Raw genomic sequence first — 16518 nt, forward strand, 5'->3', positions numbered from 1 at the left:
CGATCATTATTGAGCTTTAACGCGACCATTTCGGAGCTTTCGTCATGACCCCTGAGCCGCATCCCTTTGCGCGGTTCGTCGCCATTCTCGGCCGCGGCAAGACCCTGACCCGCTCGCTCACCGTCGACGAGGCGGAAGAGGCGATGTCGATGATCATCGAGGGCCGCGTCCTGCCCGAGCAGGTCGGCGCCTTCCTGATGCTCCTGCGCGTCAAGGAGGAAAGCCCGGAGGAGATCGCCGGCTTCGTCCGGGCCGTGCGCAGCCACGTCGCCATTCCAGCCGGCGCGCCGAAGGTCGACCTCGACTGGTCGTCCTATGCCGGCAAGCGCCGCCAGCTTCCCTGGTTCGTGCTCTCGGCCATGCTTCTGGCGCGGAACGGCATCAAGGTCTTCATGCACGGCACCGAAGGCCATACGGCCGGCCGGCTCTACACCCGCGAGACGCTCGAACAGCTCGGCCTTTCCATCGCCGGCAGCTTCGACGAGGCGGCCGCCCAGCTTGCCGCCACCAATTTTTCCTACATGCCGTTGGAAGTCATCTCGCCGAAGCTGAAGCACCTGATCGAGCTGAGGCCAGTCCTCGGCCTGCGCTCGCCGGTCCACACGCTTTCCCGGATGGTCAATCCGTTCAAGGCGCCGGCCACCATCCAGGGCATCTTCCACCCCGGCTATATGGACATCCACCGCGGCGCGGCGAAGGTGCTCGGCGAGCCCAATATGGCCGTGTTCCGGGGCGAGGGCGGCGAGGTGGAGCGCCGGCCCAACAAGCCCTGCGAGGTCTGGACCGTCCATGACGGCGTTGCCGGCGAGGAGGTCTGGCCGCCGCTCTTGCCGGAGCCGCGCCAGGGCGCCGACGAGGATATGGATATTTCGCGGCTCACCGCCCTGTGGCGCGGCGAGTTCGCGGACGACTACGCCGAGGCGGCGGTCACCGGCACGGTGGCGCTGGCCCTGAAGGTGATGCGCCGCGCCGGCTCGCTCGAAGAGGCGCAAGGGGCGGCCGAGGCGATGTGGAAGGCGCGCGACACGGCCGGTTTTCCGGCCGTCGCCTGAAAAAGGCGTGCCGCTTCCGTCTTGCATTCAGATGTGGTGATATGACCGCATAGCCAACAACGCGCCGCGATATCAAAAGACGGCGCAACGGGGGAGGAAATATGCGGTTACTGTGGAACTTGTTCGCCCTGATTGGGCTCGTCGCCGTCGCCGGCGTCGTCTATCTCGCCGTCACGATCGGGCCGAGCCTGTCGGCGCTCTCGTCGTTCGACGACAAGGCGGCCGAGACCTATACGCGGATGGCGACGCAACTGCTCGCCACCGGCAGCCCGGCCGAGGCCACGGTCTGGAAGGCCAGGGTCAAGGACGGTCTCAGCTTCGAGGAAGTCGACGAGTCCATCAAGTCGGTGGCGATCGAGCGCAACATCAAGGGCGTCGGCGAGCTGCCGCTGTCCGACCAGGTCGAGGCGATGACCGGCGAGCCCGGCCAGAAGATCAAGATCTACATGTACTGCAACCCGCTGACGGCGGCCAAGATGATCGAGTTCGACATCGCCTATGCCGCCTATCTGCCGTGCCGGGTCTCGCTGGTGGAGGACAAGACCGGCGCCCTTTGGATCTACACCCTCGACATGGACATGATGATCCATGGCGGCAAGCCGCTGCCGGAGGAGTTGAAGAAGGAGGCGCTTGAGGTCAAGGACATCATGAAGGCGGTGCTGAAGCGCGGCGCGGAAGGCGATTTTTGATGAGCTCGCGATCGGCGGGCTGACGCCGGCAGGACAGGTGTTCCGGGAAGGGTAACGTGGCCCATATCTATCTCTCCGCAGCCCACATGTCGTCCGGCAAGACGGTGGTCTCCGTCGGGCTTTCTGCGGCCCTCGGGCGCCGCGGCAGGACGGTGCAGCCGTTCAAGAAGGGGCCCGACTACATCGACCCGATGTGGCTCTCCCGCGCCGCCGGCCGGCCCTGCTACAATCTCGACTTCAACACCATGGATGCGGACGAGATCCGCGGCCTCTTCGCGGCCGGGATGGACGGCGCCGACATCGGCCTCATCGAGGGCAACAAGGGGCTCTATGACGGCCTCGACGTCACGGGTGGCGACTGCAACGCGGCGCTTGCCAAGCTGACGGAAAGCCCCGTCGTCCTCGTCCTCAACGTGGAAGGCATCACGCGCGGCGCCGCGCCGCTCGTCCTCGGCTACCAGCAGTTCGACCCGGACGTGCGGATCGCCGGCGTCATCCTCAACAGCGTCGTCTCCGCCCGCCAGGAGGAAAAGGTCCGCGCGGTGCTGGAACACTACACCGACGTGCCGGTGATCGGCGCCATCGGCCGCGACCCCTCGCTCGGCGTTCCGGAACGCCATCTCGGCCTGACGACGCCCGGTGACACCGACCACCGCGACCGCCAGGTCGCGCGCCTTGCCGACGCAATTGCCGCCGGCGTCGACCTCGACACGCTCATCGCGATCGCCGAGACCGCGCCGGCGCTCGAGCCCCTTGCATCGGTTCCGGCAATGCCGCGGCCGGACCTGACGGTGGCGATCGCCCGCGACGCCGCCTTCGGCTTTTATTACCAGGACGACCTGGAAGCCTTCGCCGCGGCCGGCGCAAAACCCGTCTTCTTCGACACCATGCACGACACCGCCCTGCCGCAATGCGATGGCCTCTTCATCGGCGGCGGCTTTCCCGAAACCCATATGGCCGAGCTGGAAGACAACCATCGCCTGCGCTGCCGCATCGCCCGCGCCATCGCGAACGGTCTTCCGACCTACGCCGAATGCGGCGGCCTCATGTATCTCTGCCGCACGCTCACCTGGCACGGCGCACGGCACACCATGGTCGGTGCCGTTGCCGCCGATGCGGTGATGCACGAGCGCCCGCAGGGACGCGGCCTCGTCTGCCTGGAGCCGACCGGCGCCGCCCCCTGGCCGCTGGCCGAAGACGGCATGCCGATCCACGCCCACGAGTTCCACTATGCCGGCCTCGAAAACGTCGCAAGGGACACCGTCTTTGCCTGCCGCGTCGCCCGCGGCCACGGCATCGACGGGACCAACGACGGCATCGTCCGCGGCAATCTCGTTGCTGGCTTCAGCCATCTGCGCTCGACCGCCGCCAACCGCTGGGTCGAGCGCTTCGTCGCCTTCATGCGCGCCCAAAAGGCACAGCGAGAGGCCGCTGCCCCGGTCGCCGAGGAGATCGTCTCGTGATCGGCTCCACGGCATTGCCCTTCGACCTCGGCAACGACGCCGCGTATCAGGCCTGGCGCGCCGAAAAGCTCGCCAACTTCCCGAAGAGCGCCGCCGAGCTCATCGTCGAGGTCGGCAATATCGGCGCGGTGACGGCGGCCGAGCGCGCCGCCATCGTCGATCTCAACGCCCGCGCCAATATGGCGATCTACCGTTGCCGGAGCCATTGCGACGACCCGGCGACCGTGCGCCAGCGCCTTCGCGCCTTTGCCGAGATCTTCGGCCTGCGGCACCTGGAGGCCCACCGTTCGATGGACGAGGAGGGCCTGGTGGCCCTGGAAGTGGTGCGGGAAGGGCAGGGCGGACGTCATGGCTTCATCCCCTATACGGACAAGCCGATCCGCTGGCACACCGACGGCTACTACAATCCGCCCGAGGCGCCGATCCGCGCCATGCTCCTCCATTGCGTGCGCCCGGCGGCGGAGGGCGGCGAGAACGGCCTCTTCGATCCGGAGATCGCCTATATCCGCCTGCGCGACCGCGACCCGGCGCTCATCAAAGCCCTGATGCACGAAGACGCCATGGCGATCCCGGAACATGTGGAGCCGGACGGCAGCACGCGTCCGCGCGCGACCGGCCCGGTCTTTTCCCTCGACCCGGCGACGGGCGCGCTGCTGATGCGCTTCACCGAGCGCAAGCGCAACATCGTGTGGCGCGAGAACGCGGAGACGACAGAGGCCGTCGCCGCGCTCCGCGACATTCTGCAAAGCGACGACCCGCTGCTTTTCCGCTATCGGCTCGGGGCGGGCGAAGGCGTCATCTGCAACAACGTCCTCCACGACCGGACCGGTTTCGTCGACGATCACCGGCCGGGCCGGACGAGACTTTACTTCCGCGCACGCTATATCGACCGTATCGGAGTACGGTCGGCCGCGGCCGCATAAGGGCTTCGACAAAATGGCAAATCTCAGCGACCTGATCATCCAGCATCCGGAAGTGACGACGTTCGAGGACCTGAAGAAACTCGTCGTCGAGGCGGCGAAAAGCGGCGAGCGGTTCTTGCATTTCGACGTCAAACCGGACTATCGCGATACGCCCCGAAACTGGGAAATCAAGCTGGAGACCGCCTTTTATTGGGGCGACAGGGTCTAGCACACAGTCCAGGACAGACAGCGTTTTGAGTAGCGAAGACATTACCCAACTGGAAAAGATCGCCGCGCCCTACGGGCGCGAAGTCACCCTGAAGGAAGTCACCTTCGACAGCGGCATGACCTTGCTTCGCGTCACCATCCGCGAGGGCAAGCGCATCACCTCCGTCGACATCGACGCGGAAACGGCGTCGCGCTGGGCGGGGGCCATGCAGGGCTGGGCGGACAGGGCCGAAGGGGCCTGAGGACAAGGAAGGCGCGGGATGCCGCGCCGCATGAGGAGCTTCGACGGATCGATGGAGCAATTGCCGATCTTCCTCGATATTCGCGACAAGCGCGTCATTGTCGTCGGTGGCGGCACGGCCGCGGCGCGAAAGGCCGACCATGCGCTGCGCGCCGGCGCGCGCGTCACGGTGCTGGCTGACAGCGTCAATGACGACTTCAAGGAGTGGGCCGACCACCCGAACCTGACCGTGCTCGCCGAGACGCCCCGCAGCGAACACTTCGCGGGCGCCATCCTCGCCTATGGCGCGGCGGAGGACCGGGAGATCGATCTCGCCGTCCACAAGCTCGCCAGGGAAGCGGGAACCCTCGTCAACATCGTCGACAGCCCGGACTATTGCGACTTCGTCACCCCGGCGGTCGTCGACCGCGATCCGCTGTTGATCGCCATTTCCTCCTCCGGCACCTCGCCGATCCTTGCCCGCATCATCAAGGCGCGGCTGGAGACCATGCTGCCGTCCGCCTATGGAAGGCTCGCCCGTTTCGTCGGCGAATTGCGCGGCCGGGTCATGGAGGCGATCACCGACGGCCCCGCCCGCCGCCGCTTCTGGGAGCGCATCATCGACGGCCCCGTCGCCGACCTGGTGCTTTCCGGCTCGACCGAAAAGGCCGAGGCGACGCTGAACAGCGAGCTTGAGGCCGCGCGCCGGGAGGCGGCGCGCCCGACCGTCGGCGAGGTCTATCTCGTCGGCGCCGGCCCCGGCGATCCGGATCTCCTGACCTTCCGGGCGCTCCGCCTCATCCAGCGCGCCGACGTCGTGCTCTACGATCGCCTCATCAGCGACTGCCTGCTCAATCTGGTGCGCCGCGACGCGGAGCGCATCTATGTGGGCAAGATGAACCGCGACCACACCATGCCCCAGGAGGACATCTCCGAGCTGATGGTGCGGCTGGCGCAAGAGGGCAAGCGGGTGCTGCGGCTGAAGGGCGGCGATCCCTTCATCTTCGGGCGCGGCGGCGAGGAGATCGAGCGCCTGGCGCTGTCGGAGATCCCGTTCCAGGTGGTGCCCGGCATTACCGCGGCGACCGGCGCCTCGGCCTATGCCGGCATTCCGCTGACCCACCGCGACCATGCCCAGGCCTGCGTCTTCGTCACCGGCCACGGCAAGAACGGCCGCCTCGACCTCGACTGGAAGACGCTGCTGCAGCCGGCCCAGACCGTCGTCGTCTATATGGGCCTGTCGATGCTGCCGGAACTGACCCGCGAGTTCCTCGCCCGCGGCGCCGATCCGGACCTGCCGGTGGCCGTGGTGGAAAACGCCACCCGCCGCAGCCAGCGCGTCGTCACCGGCACCGTCACCGACATCGCCGACAAGGTCGCCGAGGCCGGCATCGAGGCGCCGGCCCTGACCATCCTCGGCACCGTCGTGACCTTGCGCGCCCGGCTCAACTGGTACCATCCGTCCTCGGCCGCCTCCGACGAGGGCGACTGCCTGCACGCCATGCCCTTCGATCCGGTGGAAACCAGCGAATTCGCCTGAGCGGGCGCGCCGCCTCGCGATTGCGGAGGCTCCCATGGGCGAGGCGACCCGGCTCGTTCTGATCTATGCCGTCTGCGGCCTGCCGGTGCTTCTGGTGCCCGGCTGGCGCACGCTCGGGGCGCTCGCCGCGGCCTGGGCCGTCGTCGCTGTCTGGGTGGTGACCTGCTGGGAGCCGCCGGATGGGCTCGGCTTTTCCGAAAAGCTGTTCGTCGCGCTTCTGGTCGTCGCCGGCTTCGTCGGCGTTGCGGCCGGCATCGGGGCGAGGGCGCTGATCCTTTTCGTCCACGGCAAGGGCGGCGACAGGGCGCCGGCGTATCTCGGCGCCGGACTGGTCTACGCGATCCCGCCGCTCGCCTTCTTTCTGCTGTCGAAATAGCCGGCCGGCAGGAGCGCAAGAAAAACGCCGCGATCCCGTGGGATCGCGGCGTCCGGCATGTACGAAGTGAGCGGCCTTCAGTACTTGCGGATGACCGGCTCGTCGTCGAGATCGACGCTCGGCGTCAGGTCGCCGAAACGGTAGGTCCAGCCTGCCGTAATGTCGAACTGGCTCATCGACAGGTCGACGCCGTGGCCGGCTCCGGCGCCGAAGGGTGGCGGCAGCTCGCGGCCGTGGATCGTCGTCTTCGGCATGAACGCGCCGGTCAGCTCGAAGGAGTTCCGCTCGTTGACGTCGTATTTCAGACCGCCGGTGATGTGGTGCTGGACGACGCCCGGGGCGAGGATGTTGAACATCGCGTCGCGGCCGTTGATCGGCTGGGTGTTGTAGGCATAGCCGGCGCGCAGGGTCAGGTCCTGCGTGGCGTTCCATTCCACGGCGACCTTGAAGATGTCGACGTCTTCCCAGCCGAAGCCGGCGCCGTTGGAGCCGCCGAGACAGCCCGGCGCGCCGCCGCCCGGCGGGCAGGTCAGGATGTTGCGCGACGGATTGCCGATGGCATCGACGGTGGAGTACCAGATCCGCTGGTAGTCGAACATCAGCGTGACGTCCGGCGTTGCGTCGAAGGCGACGCCGATGGTGGCGCTCGGCGGGATGTCGAACTCGCCGCCATTGGCAAAGAGGCCCGAATAGTCGTCGAGCTTGGTCATCCACATCGGCGTCTGGCCGGCGAGGCCGAGGCGGATGCGGTCGGTGACGTCGAACTGCAGGCCGCCCCGGAAGCCGCCGCCATAGGACCAGTCGTGCTGGTTGCCGGTGAGGTTGCCCGGGCTGTTGGACGAGCCGGCGAAGGCGCCGAGGCCCTGCGCCTTGAACCACTGCACGGCGAGCATCGGCGTCAGGCCGAAGGAGACCGGGCCCATGCGCCGGGCATAGGTGGCGCCGATCAGCATCTGGCCGAGATTGACGCCGGCCTTGCCGTTACAATAGGTGCCCCGCGCAAACGGCCGTGGCAGGCCCGATACCGGGTTGATGCAGGGGCCGTTGGTGAAGGTGCGCGGCATCGCGCTCCAGTCGGTGTTCATGCCGCCATTGCCGATGACCATCAGGCCGATGGCGCTGTCGGCGTCGAGCTTGTAGCTGACGGCCATGTTCGGCATCGCGAAATATTCGCTGCCGCTGTCGTACTCGCCGAGCGGGGTAAAGCCGAAGCCGCCGGTGCCCTTGAAGCTGCGGCGCGGGCTGAACAGCGAGAACGCGAAATCGATCTGGTCGCCGGCATTGACGAGCCCGGCCGGGTTGTTGGCAGGGGCCGTGGCGTCGGCCGAGTCGGCGACGCCGGCGCCGGCGAGCGCCTTGGAGCGGGCGCCGTAGCCATGCTGGAAATAGCCCTCGGTGGCGGCAGCCGGAAGCGCCATCAGCGCCGACGCCGAAAGGGCAAGAATGGAGACCGCAAATGTTCTGGTATTCATGAATTCCCCCCAAAGGATGCCTGATTCCGGCAATGCCGGGCCGTTCTGTTCGGCCGTTCTGCCTGCCGGTCCTTCAGTCGTCCGCCTCGCCCCCCGGCAATTCGCGATTTTTCTTGGTTCTTGTGCCGCGCCTGACCTTGCGCAAAAGGGAGGATCAACGAAAAACGACGGCCGATCTTAGCAACAGGATCGGCCGTCGTCTGATGTAATTCTGCAACATTCGCTAATATTTATATATGCGAATGTGGTTTTAAAAATACCGTAATCGCAGCGCCTTAGGGCGTTTGGGACGATGACGGAATCGCCCCAAACGCCCTGATTTTCAGGTTTGACGGGTCGCCTTTTCCGAAAGCCGGTCTCCACTTTTCGCTTTCGCGGACCGCCGGTTCGGGACGACGCTTTAGACGTGCTTGATCACGAACCGGTAGGTGTCGCCGTCCTGGCCGGATTCCAGAAGCTCGTTGCCGGTGGTGCGGCAGAAGGCGGCGAAATCGGCGACCGAACCGGGGTCGGTCGACAGCACTTCCAGGGTGCCGCCCGACGGCACCGTCTTGATCGCTTTCTTCGCCTTCAGGATCGGCAGCGGGCAATTCAGGCCCTTCGCATCCAGCATTACGTCAGCCATGGGGTCTCCTCTTCCTCACATGCTTCTAGCAGCGCCCGCCGCCGCGGCCCGACCGCTCGGGCAGTGCGTGGCGCACGGGGGCCGGCTCCGGGGGTCAGATGAACAGGTTTACGTCGGACTTCAGCGCCATGTCGATATAGGTCGCCGCGCCGCCCAGTTCGATGTCGTCGATGAGATCCTTCTGGGAGTATTCGAAGAGATCGAGCGTCATCTGGCAGGCGACCATCTTGACGTCGGCCTCGATCGCCATCTCGCGCAGTTCCTCGATGGAGGCGACACCCTTCTTCTTCGTCATGTTCTTCATCATGGTGCTGGCGAGCGAGGTGACGCCCGGCATCACGCCGACGATATTCGGCATCGACATGTGGCCGCCCATCATCGGCATTTCCATCGCCGGATTGCCGAGCGGCGAGACCTTCAGGTTGAGGTCCTTCTTTAAGAGCGTCAGGCCGTAGAAGGTAAAGAACATCTGCACGTCGACGCCCATCGCCGCGGCCGTCGAGCCGAGGATGAAGGGCGGATAGGCCCAGTCGAGTGTTCCCTTGGTGACGATGATGGTCATCGTCTTGGTATTCGTGCCCTCGGCGTCATCGGCCATGGTCGGATTCTCCCCTTGCGTTCGGCGGCCGTTCTGCAACGTCGGCGGGTCGGCGGCCGTTTCTCTTTGATTTGATCGTCCATTAGCAGTTGTTAAAAAGCGAATGTCAAGATCGGGTTGCCCCGGAGCCGCGCCGCATCAACGGTTTATGATCCAACGTTACCAGATTTGGCCGGGTGAGGCGAGGAAACGGCCGCTGCGCGCCCGCCCCGCAAGCATCCGAAGACGGTAGAAAGGCGGGGGTCGGCGTCGAGGGCCCGGCATTGGGTAGAGGCGGTCGCAAGGCCCGCCGGGCAGGTCGCGATGGCGGCTCAACGGTGTTGCCGGCAGCCGGCGGCGGCGCCGGCGAGCGCCCGCCGGCGCGGGGCGGCCAAGGGCGGCGATTTCCGGAGTTGACAGCACGGTTTGACCGCCCTTATATCGCCGCTGTCTTCGCTCCCTGGGCCAAGGCCAGACGGACGTCGCCCCGACGTCGCGCCAAGGCCGACGGCGGAGCTGCCGACAACGGGGTTTGCTCGAGACCCCCGGCAGCGACAGGCGGGCGCGCCGCGCCTTTTACGATGGGCGGCAGGGACATGTGGCGGGGTAGCTCAGTTGGTTAGAGCAGCGGAATCATAATCCGCGTGTCGGGGGTTCGAGTCCCTCCCCCGCTACCAAGATTTCCTTGTTAGGCCAAAATGTTATATTCTTTTGTTGTCGGCGTCGCGCGCCAAAATAAATGACGCGGTGAACAAGAAAAGATGGCAACAATCGAGCTGCGCCGAAAGCGCTCAAGGCTCATTCGAGGGGTCGTTTGAACGCTGACGTATTTCCTCGGAGGTTCTGTTCAAGTTATCCGTCGTTATCTTCCAAAAGAGCGGGTGTTCCTCGACTGTGAAAACCTCAAGGGCAGCGCGAAAGGCGGCGACGGCCTCTTCTAGCCGTGCCGTAACGATTTCCCGTTCGCCAAGCGTCGCAAGCACGGCGCCGAGATTGTTCTGGGTCCCCGCCCATTGGAGCGGCACGCGCTCGCTGGTCCACTCCTCAAGTGCGGCGCAGTAGGCGGCAACGGCCTCCTCAAGCCGTTCCGTGCTGCTTTCCCGTCGGCCGAGGGTCGCAAGCGCGGTGCCGAGATTGTTCTGGGTCATCGCCCAGTCGAGGGGCACGCGCTCCCGGGTCCGCTCTTTGAGGGCGACGCGATAGGCGTCGACGGCCTCGTTGAGCCGTTCCGTGCCGCTTTCCCGCTCGCCGAGCCTCGACAGCACGTTGCCCAGGTTGTTCTGGGTCGCCGCCCATTGGAGGGGCACGCGCTCGCGGGTCCGCTCCTCAAGGGCGGCGCGGTAGGCGGCGGCGGCGCCTTCGAGCCGTTCCGTACTGCTTTCCCGTTCGCCGAGGGTCTTAAGCGCGTTGCCCAGATTGTCCTGGGTCGCCGCCCAGTCGAGCGGCACGCGCTCGCGGGTTAGCTCTTCAAGGGCGGCGCGGTAGGCGGCAACGGCCTCTTTGAGCCGTTCCGTTCCGCTTTCCCGTTCGCCGAGATCCCGAAGCGCGGTGCCGAGATTGTTCTGGGTCATCGCCCAGTCGAGGGGCACGCGCTCGCGGGTCCGCTCCTCAAGGGCGGCGCGGTAGGCGGTGACCGCCTCTTTGAGCCGTTCCGTGCCGCTTTCCCGCTCACCGAGCGTCGACAGCGCGTTGCCCAGATTGTTCTGAGCCGTCGCCCATTGGATCGGCGCGCGCTCGCGGGGCCACTCCTCTAGGGCGGCGCGATAGGCGTCGACGGCCTCTTGAAGCCGTTCCCTGCCGCTTTCCCGCTGGCCGAGGATACGAAGCACGTTGCCCTGATTGTTCTGAGCCGCCGCCCATTGGAGCGGCGCGCGTTCGCGGGTCCACTCCTTAAGGGCGGCGCGATAGGCGTCGACGGCCTCTTTGAGTCGTTCCGTACCGCTTTCCCGCGCACCGAGGATCCCAAGCGCGTTGCCCAGATTGTTCTGGGTCGCCGCCCAGTCGAGCGGGACGCGCTCGCGGGTCCGCTCCTCAAGGGCGGCGCGATAGGCGGCGATGGCGAAGAGAAGGGCCGCGTTGTCGCCCTTGGTTTCGCCCCGATCCCTATAATACTTGGCCCGGTCAACGAGCCATTGGGAAAGGTCTGCCGCGCCAACGATGCTCTCGTTTTCCGCCAACAACAACAGCTTTGCCACACCGGCCGAAGGATCAAACGCCAGCTCATCGAACCGGATCGCCTCTTCCAGGAGACGGCTGCGTTTGCGTCGCCTTTCCTCCTGGTGTTCCTGCTCTTGCCGTTCTTCCCGTTCCAGCTCTTCCATGAACGGGCGCGAGGCTTCGCCGATGCACCCTTCGCGGAACCTTCTTTCGGCTTCGCGGCGCGCAGCCTCGAAGGCGTCTCCTTCGTTGCTCTGCTGCCCGAGCTGTTGCTGGGCGCGATCGATCCATTTTTCGATTGACGGCAGAAGGGAGACATCCGCGATCTTTTCGTCGAAAAGACGAACGGCAATCGCGCGAACCGCCTCGACCGTTATTCCTGCTTGTTCGGCCCGAGAAAGGACACCGCCCGCTTTCAATATGGCCAGCACTTCCTCGACACCGGCCCTGGTCGCAACGACGTCGCTTTCCATCCGGTCGGTGCGGGCGTCGATGCGTTCAAGCGTTGATCCGAAGCGGTGTTCCAAGCTGGCCAGAAGGGTGACGGCGTCGTTGGCAACACCTTCGATCGCGGCGAGTTTGCCGCCGATGAAAACGCTGTGAAACCCGTCGTTGTCCCGGAACTCCCTGGTGATGAAAGCGCCGAATGCGTCCATGAAACGGGGGTACTGGCCTGACCCTTGCCGGAAATGGTCTTCGAACCCGTCCGGCAGCCGAACCCCGCCGAGGTGCTGGCAAAGCTCGTCCAGAACGGCGTCCTCGGTCAGGGTAGCGAGATCGTCCTGCGCCGCCTCCGCCGTCCCCGTTCGCGCCGCCAGCGCCCCGTCCAATGCTGCGACCATGTAAGGCGTGAGGTCGTCGTTGACCTTCAAAGTGAGGTCGCGGCAGCGCCCGACGGCTTTTTTGCAGAAGTCCAAGGATTGTTCGTGAAACATCTCCGGGCGGGTATGGGGCTCGTCCTGCCATTCCGGCCGTCCGACCTTCCAATAGTCGCGAATGGTGCGTTCCAGAGCGGCCAGTTGCCCGCGCCGCACGGCGCGGGCGATGTCATCGCCCTCGGGCACGCCGAAAAGGCCGCCAAGCCGGTTTCCGGTCGCCCTGGCGAGGCCCACGACGCCCTGATAGCTGGAATTGCCGACAACGCCGGCGCCGACCCAGGCCAGGCCGCCCACTGCAACGGTTCCGAGCGTTATTGGATCGGCCATCGGTTCCCCCAAAACACCGCGGGATGCTAGCGCGCCGCCGCTGCCCCGGCAACTTGCGGTAAGGCATGTGCCTCAGGATGATCTCGGCTTCGGATACTGGATTTTTTGCGGCCCCTTTCAACGAGGCGGCGCCAGCGCGCCTCCGCGCTGGCGTTTCCCTATTTGGATTCATCGCCCCATGGGGCCGAGCTGCAACCCGGCCGATCCTTCCGTCACCGAGCGGGTGCGGCCCATCATGCGGGTTTAGGAGTACTGAGATGTCAGCCTGCGACTACCCGCCCTTCGCCGTGCGCCCCGACGCCAGCGGCCCGGGCGGCTCACATCGCCTTCGCCCGCAAGCACCCTGACCGGTGGCCCTTCCTCCTCAACGCCGTCTTTGGCGGAACGGCCTCGGCTGGTTCGGCGCCCTTATCGGAGCTTGCGCCGAAGGCGGCGGAGCGGTGCTTCGCCGGGATGGTTCAAAGCCATTGACCAGTGCCGCCGATCATCTCGAAATGCTCAAGGTGCTTCTTGATCGAGGTGCGATCGACGAGAGGGAGTGCCAGGCAGTGAAATGGAAAATCTTGGGCAGCTGTCCGGGGTGAGTTTGGCGGCAGTGATCTGATCAACCGGTTCCGACCCACAGCAGTCTTTCGCTATGGTCGGTCGCGTCGCGGTTCAGCTTCCCCGAAACCGCCGATCGCTGCCTGATCGTTTCGCACTGTGTCATCGACCGATACTGCCGACCCGTCCGCTCACGCCGCGGGATACGTTCCGCAAGCTCAGTCGTCTCACCGTGACCCGTGCCGTGTCAGTATGCCGAGAGCGGGATTTCGATCTTTTCGCGCAGCATGTCGCTGCAGCATGCGATATCGGGGTCGTAGCCGAGCCCGGGGGCGTCGGGGATCGGAAAGCGGCCTTCGGCCAGGCTTCCGTCGTGGGCGGAGAGGCCGGCACTCAGCGGATTTTCCGAGGAATCGACCTCCAGCAGTCCCGGACCGCCGACCGCCGCCAACAGATGGGCCGACGCCATCAGGCCGACGCCGCCGCCAAGGTAATGCGGGCAATAGGACAGGCCCGCGGCCAACGCCTGCCGGGCCACCTCGGCAGCGCCGTTGAGGCCGCCCCATTTGCAGATGTCGGGCTGCACGACCCGGATCGCGCCGGACGCGATGGCAGCGCCGAAGTCGGCGGCGGTGCGCAGATTCTCACCGGCCGCCAGCGGGACGGGGCTCGCGTCGGCCAGGCGCTGCCATTCGGGCCAGGGCGCATCGGCGCGCAGGGGCTCTTCCAGCCAGTGCAGATCGAACGCGCCCAGTTTCCGCACCCGCGCCAGTGCCGTGTCGAACGACCAGGACTGGTTGGCATCGACGCGAAGACGTTCGTCCGGCGCCAACGCCGCGACCATGCGGGCGAGTTCGGGCAGGCTGTCCTCGACGCCGAAGCCGATGCGGAGCTTGAAATCGCGAAAGCCCCTGGCGCGCATCCGTTCCAGTTGCCCGGGCCAGATGTCCGGGCTGATGCCGCTCGCATAGGCCGGTACCGGCCCGACCCGTTCGGCGCCGAGATGGACGGCGAGCGGGACGCCGGCCCGCCGTGCGGCGAGATCGGCGAGGGCGATATCGGCACCGGCCGCGACCTGCGCCAGCGGCCCCGGCTCGCCCGCCTGAAGCGACAGGTTGTGAAAACGCCGTGCCAGCTGGAAGAAGGCCGTCTCCGGACCCGCCGATATGGCGCTCAAGGCGTCGGGCAGGATGTTGCACGCCAGCCGCATCCGGTGCAGATCGCCATCGGGCGGGAAGTTGCACCAGATCTCGCCGTATCCTGCCGCGCCTTCCGTGTCCTCGATCTTCAGGACAAGCGCGGGACGGGCCGTGACCGGGCCCATGATGGTCGAGATCGGCCGCGAAAGCCTGTGACGGAAGTGATAGAGCGTCAGGCGCGCGAGTGCCGGTGCGCCCGGGCCGTCCATACCGCCGCTCACGACTTGTCGCGGGACAGGCGCGCCATGCCGATACCGGTCGATATCGACCGGCGGAGGAACGGCACGCGGACGAGCATGAACAGAACGATCAGCGACAGGAGCACCGTCGCGATCGGCCGCTGGAAGATTTCGGTCAGGTCGCCCTGGCTGATGATCAGCGCATTGCGCAGGTATTCGTCCAGCGGCCGGCCGAGCACGATGCCGAGCGTCAGCGGCGCCAGCGAGAAGCCGAAGGCGCGCATGGCAAGGCCGATCGCGCCAAAGGCAAACATCATCCAGAGATCGTCGAACTGGAGCTTGGAGGCATAGGCGCCGATCACCGCCAGCGCGACAACGACCGCCATGATATGCTCGCGCGGAACCCGCAGCACATTGATCATTGCCCGCGCCGTGATCAGACCGACGATGACCAGCAGCACGGCTCCCACCAGCAGCGCCGCGACCAGGTAGTGAAAGAGGTCGAGGTTGTCGATCAGGAAGGTCGGGCCGGGCTTGAGCCCGTGCAGGAAGAGCGCCGCCATGAAGATGGCAGCGCCCGCGCTTCCCGGAAGGCCGAGCGCGATCACCGGAATGATCGAACCCGGAACGACGGCGTTGTTTCCGGTCTCGGCGGCGACGACCCCTTCGATGGATCCCTTGCCGAATTTCTCGGGGGTCTTCGACGTCTGCTTGGCGGCGGAATAGGAGGCCCAGGCGCCGAGGTCTGAGCCGAGGCCCGGCAGGATGCCGATGAGCGTGCCGATGACGCTCGATTGCAGCGAAAGCCGCAGCTTGTCCTTCAGATCACTGAAGCGGGGCAGCACACGCTTGAGGTTCTGGGTGGCGAAGTGCTGGTTGCTCTCGCGCGGGCCCATCGAGATGACGACCTGGCTGATGCCAAAAAGCCCGACGATGGCGGCGATCAGTCCGACCCCTCCGGCCAGATAGGACGAGCCGAAGGTGAAGCGCGGCACCGAATGGAGGTCATCGAAACCGACCATCGCGATCAGCAGCCCGAGAAAGCCCGACATCCAGCCCTTGACCGGATCCTCAGCCGCCAGAGAGCCGGCGATGATGACACCGAAGAGGACGAGGAACAGCAGTTCCCACGAGGCGAACTGAAGCGAGAACTTGACCAGCCACGGCGTCAGCAGCGCCATGAAGATCGCGCCCATGAACGAGCCGAAGCCGGAGGAGACGGTGCAAAGGCCGATGGCCTCGCCGGCGCGCCCCTGCAGCGCCAGCGGATGCCCGTCAAGCGCCGTGGCGGCCGACGCGGGCGCGCCGGGGATGTTCAGCAGAATGGCCGACATCGAGCCACCGTAGACCCCGCCGATGAAGATCATCACCATTGCGACGACCGATACGTCGGTCGGCAGCGTGTAGACGAAGCCCAGAAGCAGGGCCATCGCCATCGGTGCCGTAAGCCCGGGCAACGCGCCCATCAGGATCCCGAACGCCATCGCCAGGACTGAGATCAGCATGATCGACGGCGAGGTCAGGATGTTGAGAATCTGGCCGAGCATTGTGCGTCAGGCTCCGCGTTTCAGGGCAGGGGAATGTAGAAGACTTCGCCGAAGACGTAATAAAGCGCGCCTGCTACGGCCGCGCTGTAGACCAGGCCCCATCCGAGCACGTGGCGGAGCGTACGGGGGCGGCTGGCAAAGACGATCTGGAAGACCGCGAGCATCACGAACGTCGAGACGAAATAGGGCACCCAGTAGAGCGAGCCGATATAGAGAAATATGATCGCGAACGCTGTGATCATCCGCTTCTGCGTCTCGCCAAGCCTGCGCGGCAGGCGCGGCAGCGGCGCCGACCAGCTTCGCACGATCAGGGCGATGGACAGGAGGACGAGCACTGCGGACAGAAAGCCCGGGGTCAGGCCCGGCGCGCCGAGTACCCGGTCGATCCCCTCTCCGATGCGCTCCATCGCCAGCGAATTGATCAGCGCGGCACCGGAAATCACCAGGAGGATGATTCCGGCCAGCTTGTCGCGACCCTTGCGGGCCATCGACTGGCCTTCGCTTTCCGTATCGTCGATGTCTGACATGATTTGGCCCGATCCGG

15 protein-coding genes and 1 tRNA gene are annotated in these 16518 nt (G+C 66.0%); 9 read left to right on the forward strand and 7 right to left on the reverse strand.

Going from position 1 to position 16518, the window contains the following annotated elements:
* The first annotated feature begins 44 nt into the window (after positions 1–44).
* The 8 genes from M2319_RS03045 (at position 45) to M2319_RS03080 (ending at position 6470) form a co-directional block, all read left to right on the forward strand.
* Positions 45–1052 carry a glycosyl transferase family protein gene (locus tag M2319_RS03045; RefSeq protein ID WP_264599967.1) on the forward strand — a complete coding sequence of 336 codons (1008 nt, stop codon included), beginning with the start codon at positions 45–47 and terminating at the stop codon, positions 1050–1052.
* A 119-nt stretch (positions 1053–1171) separates the two neighbouring features.
* Positions 1172–1741, forward strand: coding sequence for a DUF302 domain-containing protein (locus M2319_RS03050; RefSeq protein ID WP_264599968.1), 570 nt, complete (start codon positions 1172–1174; stop codon positions 1739–1741).
* A gap of 56 nt (positions 1742–1797) precedes the next feature.
* Complete coding sequence (locus tag M2319_RS03055; protein WP_264599969.1) at positions 1798–3204, forward strand: cobyrinate a,c-diamide synthase; 1407 nt, start codon at positions 1798–1800, stop codon at positions 3202–3204.
* Positions 3201–4127, forward strand: coding sequence for a TauD/TfdA family dioxygenase (locus M2319_RS03060; protein ID WP_264599970.1), 927 nt, complete (start codon positions 3201–3203; stop codon positions 4125–4127). The genes M2319_RS03055 and M2319_RS03060 overlap by 4 nt, the downstream gene beginning before the upstream one ends.
* 13 nt (positions 4128–4140) lie before the next feature.
* Positions 4141–4335, forward strand: coding sequence for a sulfur relay protein DsrC (locus M2319_RS03065; RefSeq protein ID WP_264599971.1), 195 nt, complete (start codon positions 4141–4143; stop codon positions 4333–4335).
* A gap of 25 nt (positions 4336–4360) precedes the next feature.
* Complete coding sequence (locus M2319_RS03070; RefSeq protein WP_264599972.1) at positions 4361–4576, forward strand: DUF6967 family protein; 216 nt, start codon at positions 4361–4363, stop codon at positions 4574–4576.
* A gap of 18 nt (positions 4577–4594) precedes the next feature.
* Positions 4595–6094, forward strand: coding sequence for a siroheme synthase CysG (gene cysG, locus M2319_RS03075; protein WP_264599973.1), 1500 nt, complete (start codon positions 4595–4597; stop codon positions 6092–6094).
* Between the two features lie 34 nt (positions 6095–6128).
* Positions 6129–6470, forward strand: coding sequence for a hypothetical protein (locus M2319_RS03080; protein ID WP_264599974.1), 342 nt, complete (start codon positions 6129–6131; stop codon positions 6468–6470).
* A 77-nt stretch (positions 6471–6547) separates the two neighbouring features.
* Here M2319_RS03080 and M2319_RS03085 read toward each other — a convergent pair whose 3' ends face one another.
* The 3 genes from M2319_RS03085 to dsrE2 form a co-directional block, all read right to left on the reverse strand.
* Entirely contained in the window at positions 6548–7942 is a 1395-nt protein-coding gene (locus M2319_RS03085) for an OmpP1/FadL family transporter (RefSeq protein WP_264599975.1), read from the reverse strand.
* A gap of 400 nt (positions 7943–8342) precedes the next feature.
* Positions 8343–8567 (reverse strand): sulfurtransferase TusA family protein, encoded by a 225-nt coding sequence (locus tag M2319_RS03090; protein WP_111435625.1) that lies wholly within the window; start codon positions 8565–8567, stop codon positions 8343–8345.
* A 94-nt stretch (positions 8568–8661) separates the two neighbouring features.
* On the reverse strand, positions 8662–9165 hold the full coding sequence (dsrE2, locus tag M2319_RS03095) for a sulfur carrier protein DsrE2 (RefSeq protein ID WP_264599976.1): 504 nt from the start codon (positions 9163–9165) through the stop codon (positions 8662–8664).
* Between the two features lie 579 nt (positions 9166–9744).
* Here dsrE2 and M2319_RS03100 point away from each other — a divergent pair.
* Positions 9745–9821, forward strand: a tRNA-Met gene (locus tag M2319_RS03100).
* Positions 9822–9935: 114 nt separating this feature from the next.
* On the opposite strand, the gene M2319_RS03105 is transcribed toward M2319_RS03100, so the two are convergent.
* From M2319_RS03105 to M2319_RS03120, 4 genes are all read right to left on the reverse strand, one after another.
* A complete protein-coding gene (locus tag M2319_RS03105; protein ID WP_264599977.1) occupies positions 9936–12506 on the reverse strand; it encodes a tetratricopeptide repeat protein in 2571 nt (856 codons plus the stop codon).
* 790 nt (positions 12507–13296) lie between these two features.
* The gene (locus M2319_RS03110; protein ID WP_264599978.1) at positions 13297–14457 is read right to left on the reverse strand and encodes a mandelate racemase/muconate lactonizing enzyme family protein; all 1161 of its coding nucleotides are present in this window, start codon (positions 14455–14457) and stop codon (positions 13297–13299) included.
* 8 nt (positions 14458–14465) lie between these two features.
* Positions 14466–15974, reverse strand: coding sequence for a tripartite tricarboxylate transporter permease (locus M2319_RS03115; RefSeq protein ID WP_264599979.1), 1509 nt, complete (start codon positions 15972–15974; stop codon positions 14466–14468).
* 20 nt (positions 15975–15994) lie between these two features.
* Positions 15995–16501: a tripartite tricarboxylate transporter TctB family protein gene (locus tag M2319_RS03120; RefSeq protein ID WP_264599980.1), complete on the reverse strand. Its 507-nt coding sequence runs from the start codon at positions 16499–16501 to the stop codon at positions 15995–15997.
* Between the last annotated feature and the right edge of the window lie 17 nt (positions 16502–16518).

This window comes from Rhodobium gokarnense (assembly GCF_025961475.1).
GTDB lineage: Bacteria > Pseudomonadota > Alphaproteobacteria > Rhizobiales > Rhodobiaceae > Rhodobium > Rhodobium gokarnense.

Coding starts and splice junctions, on each gene's coding strand:
- M2319_RS03045 (WP_264599967.1), top strand. CDS start 45: ATGACCCCTGAGCCGCATCCCTTTGCGCGGTTCGTCGCCATTCTCGGC.
- M2319_RS03065 (WP_264599971.1), top strand. CDS start 4,141: ATGGCAAATCTCAGCGACCTGATCATCCAGCATCCGGAAGTGACGACG.
- cysG (WP_264599973.1), top strand. CDS start 4,595: ATGCCGCGCCGCATGAGGAGCTTCGACGGATCGATGGAGCAATTGCCG.
- M2319_RS03080 (WP_264599974.1), top strand. CDS start 6,129: ATGGGCGAGGCGACCCGGCTCGTTCTGATCTATGCCGTCTGCGGCCTG.
- M2319_RS03085 (WP_264599975.1), bottom strand. CDS start 7,942: ATGAATACCAGAACATTTGCGGTCTCCATTCTTGCCCTTTCGGCGTCG.
- M2319_RS03090 (WP_111435625.1), bottom strand. CDS start 8,567: ATGGCTGACGTAATGCTGGATGCGAAGGGCCTGAATTGCCCGCTGCCG.
- dsrE2 (WP_264599976.1), bottom strand. CDS start 9,165: ATGGCCGATGACGCCGAGGGCACGAATACCAAGACGATGACCATCATC.
- M2319_RS03105 (WP_264599977.1), bottom strand. CDS start 12,506: ATGGCCGATCCAATAACGCTCGGAACCGTTGCAGTGGGCGGCCTGGCC.
- M2319_RS03110 (WP_264599978.1), bottom strand. CDS start 14,457: ATGGACGGCCCGGGCGCACCGGCACTCGCGCGCCTGACGCTCTATCAC.
- M2319_RS03115 (WP_264599979.1), bottom strand. CDS start 15,974: ATGCTCGGCCAGATTCTCAACATCCTGACCTCGCCGTCGATCATGCTG.
- M2319_RS03120 (WP_264599980.1), bottom strand. CDS start 16,501: ATGTCAGACATCGACGATACGGAAAGCGAAGGCCAGTCGATGGCCCGC.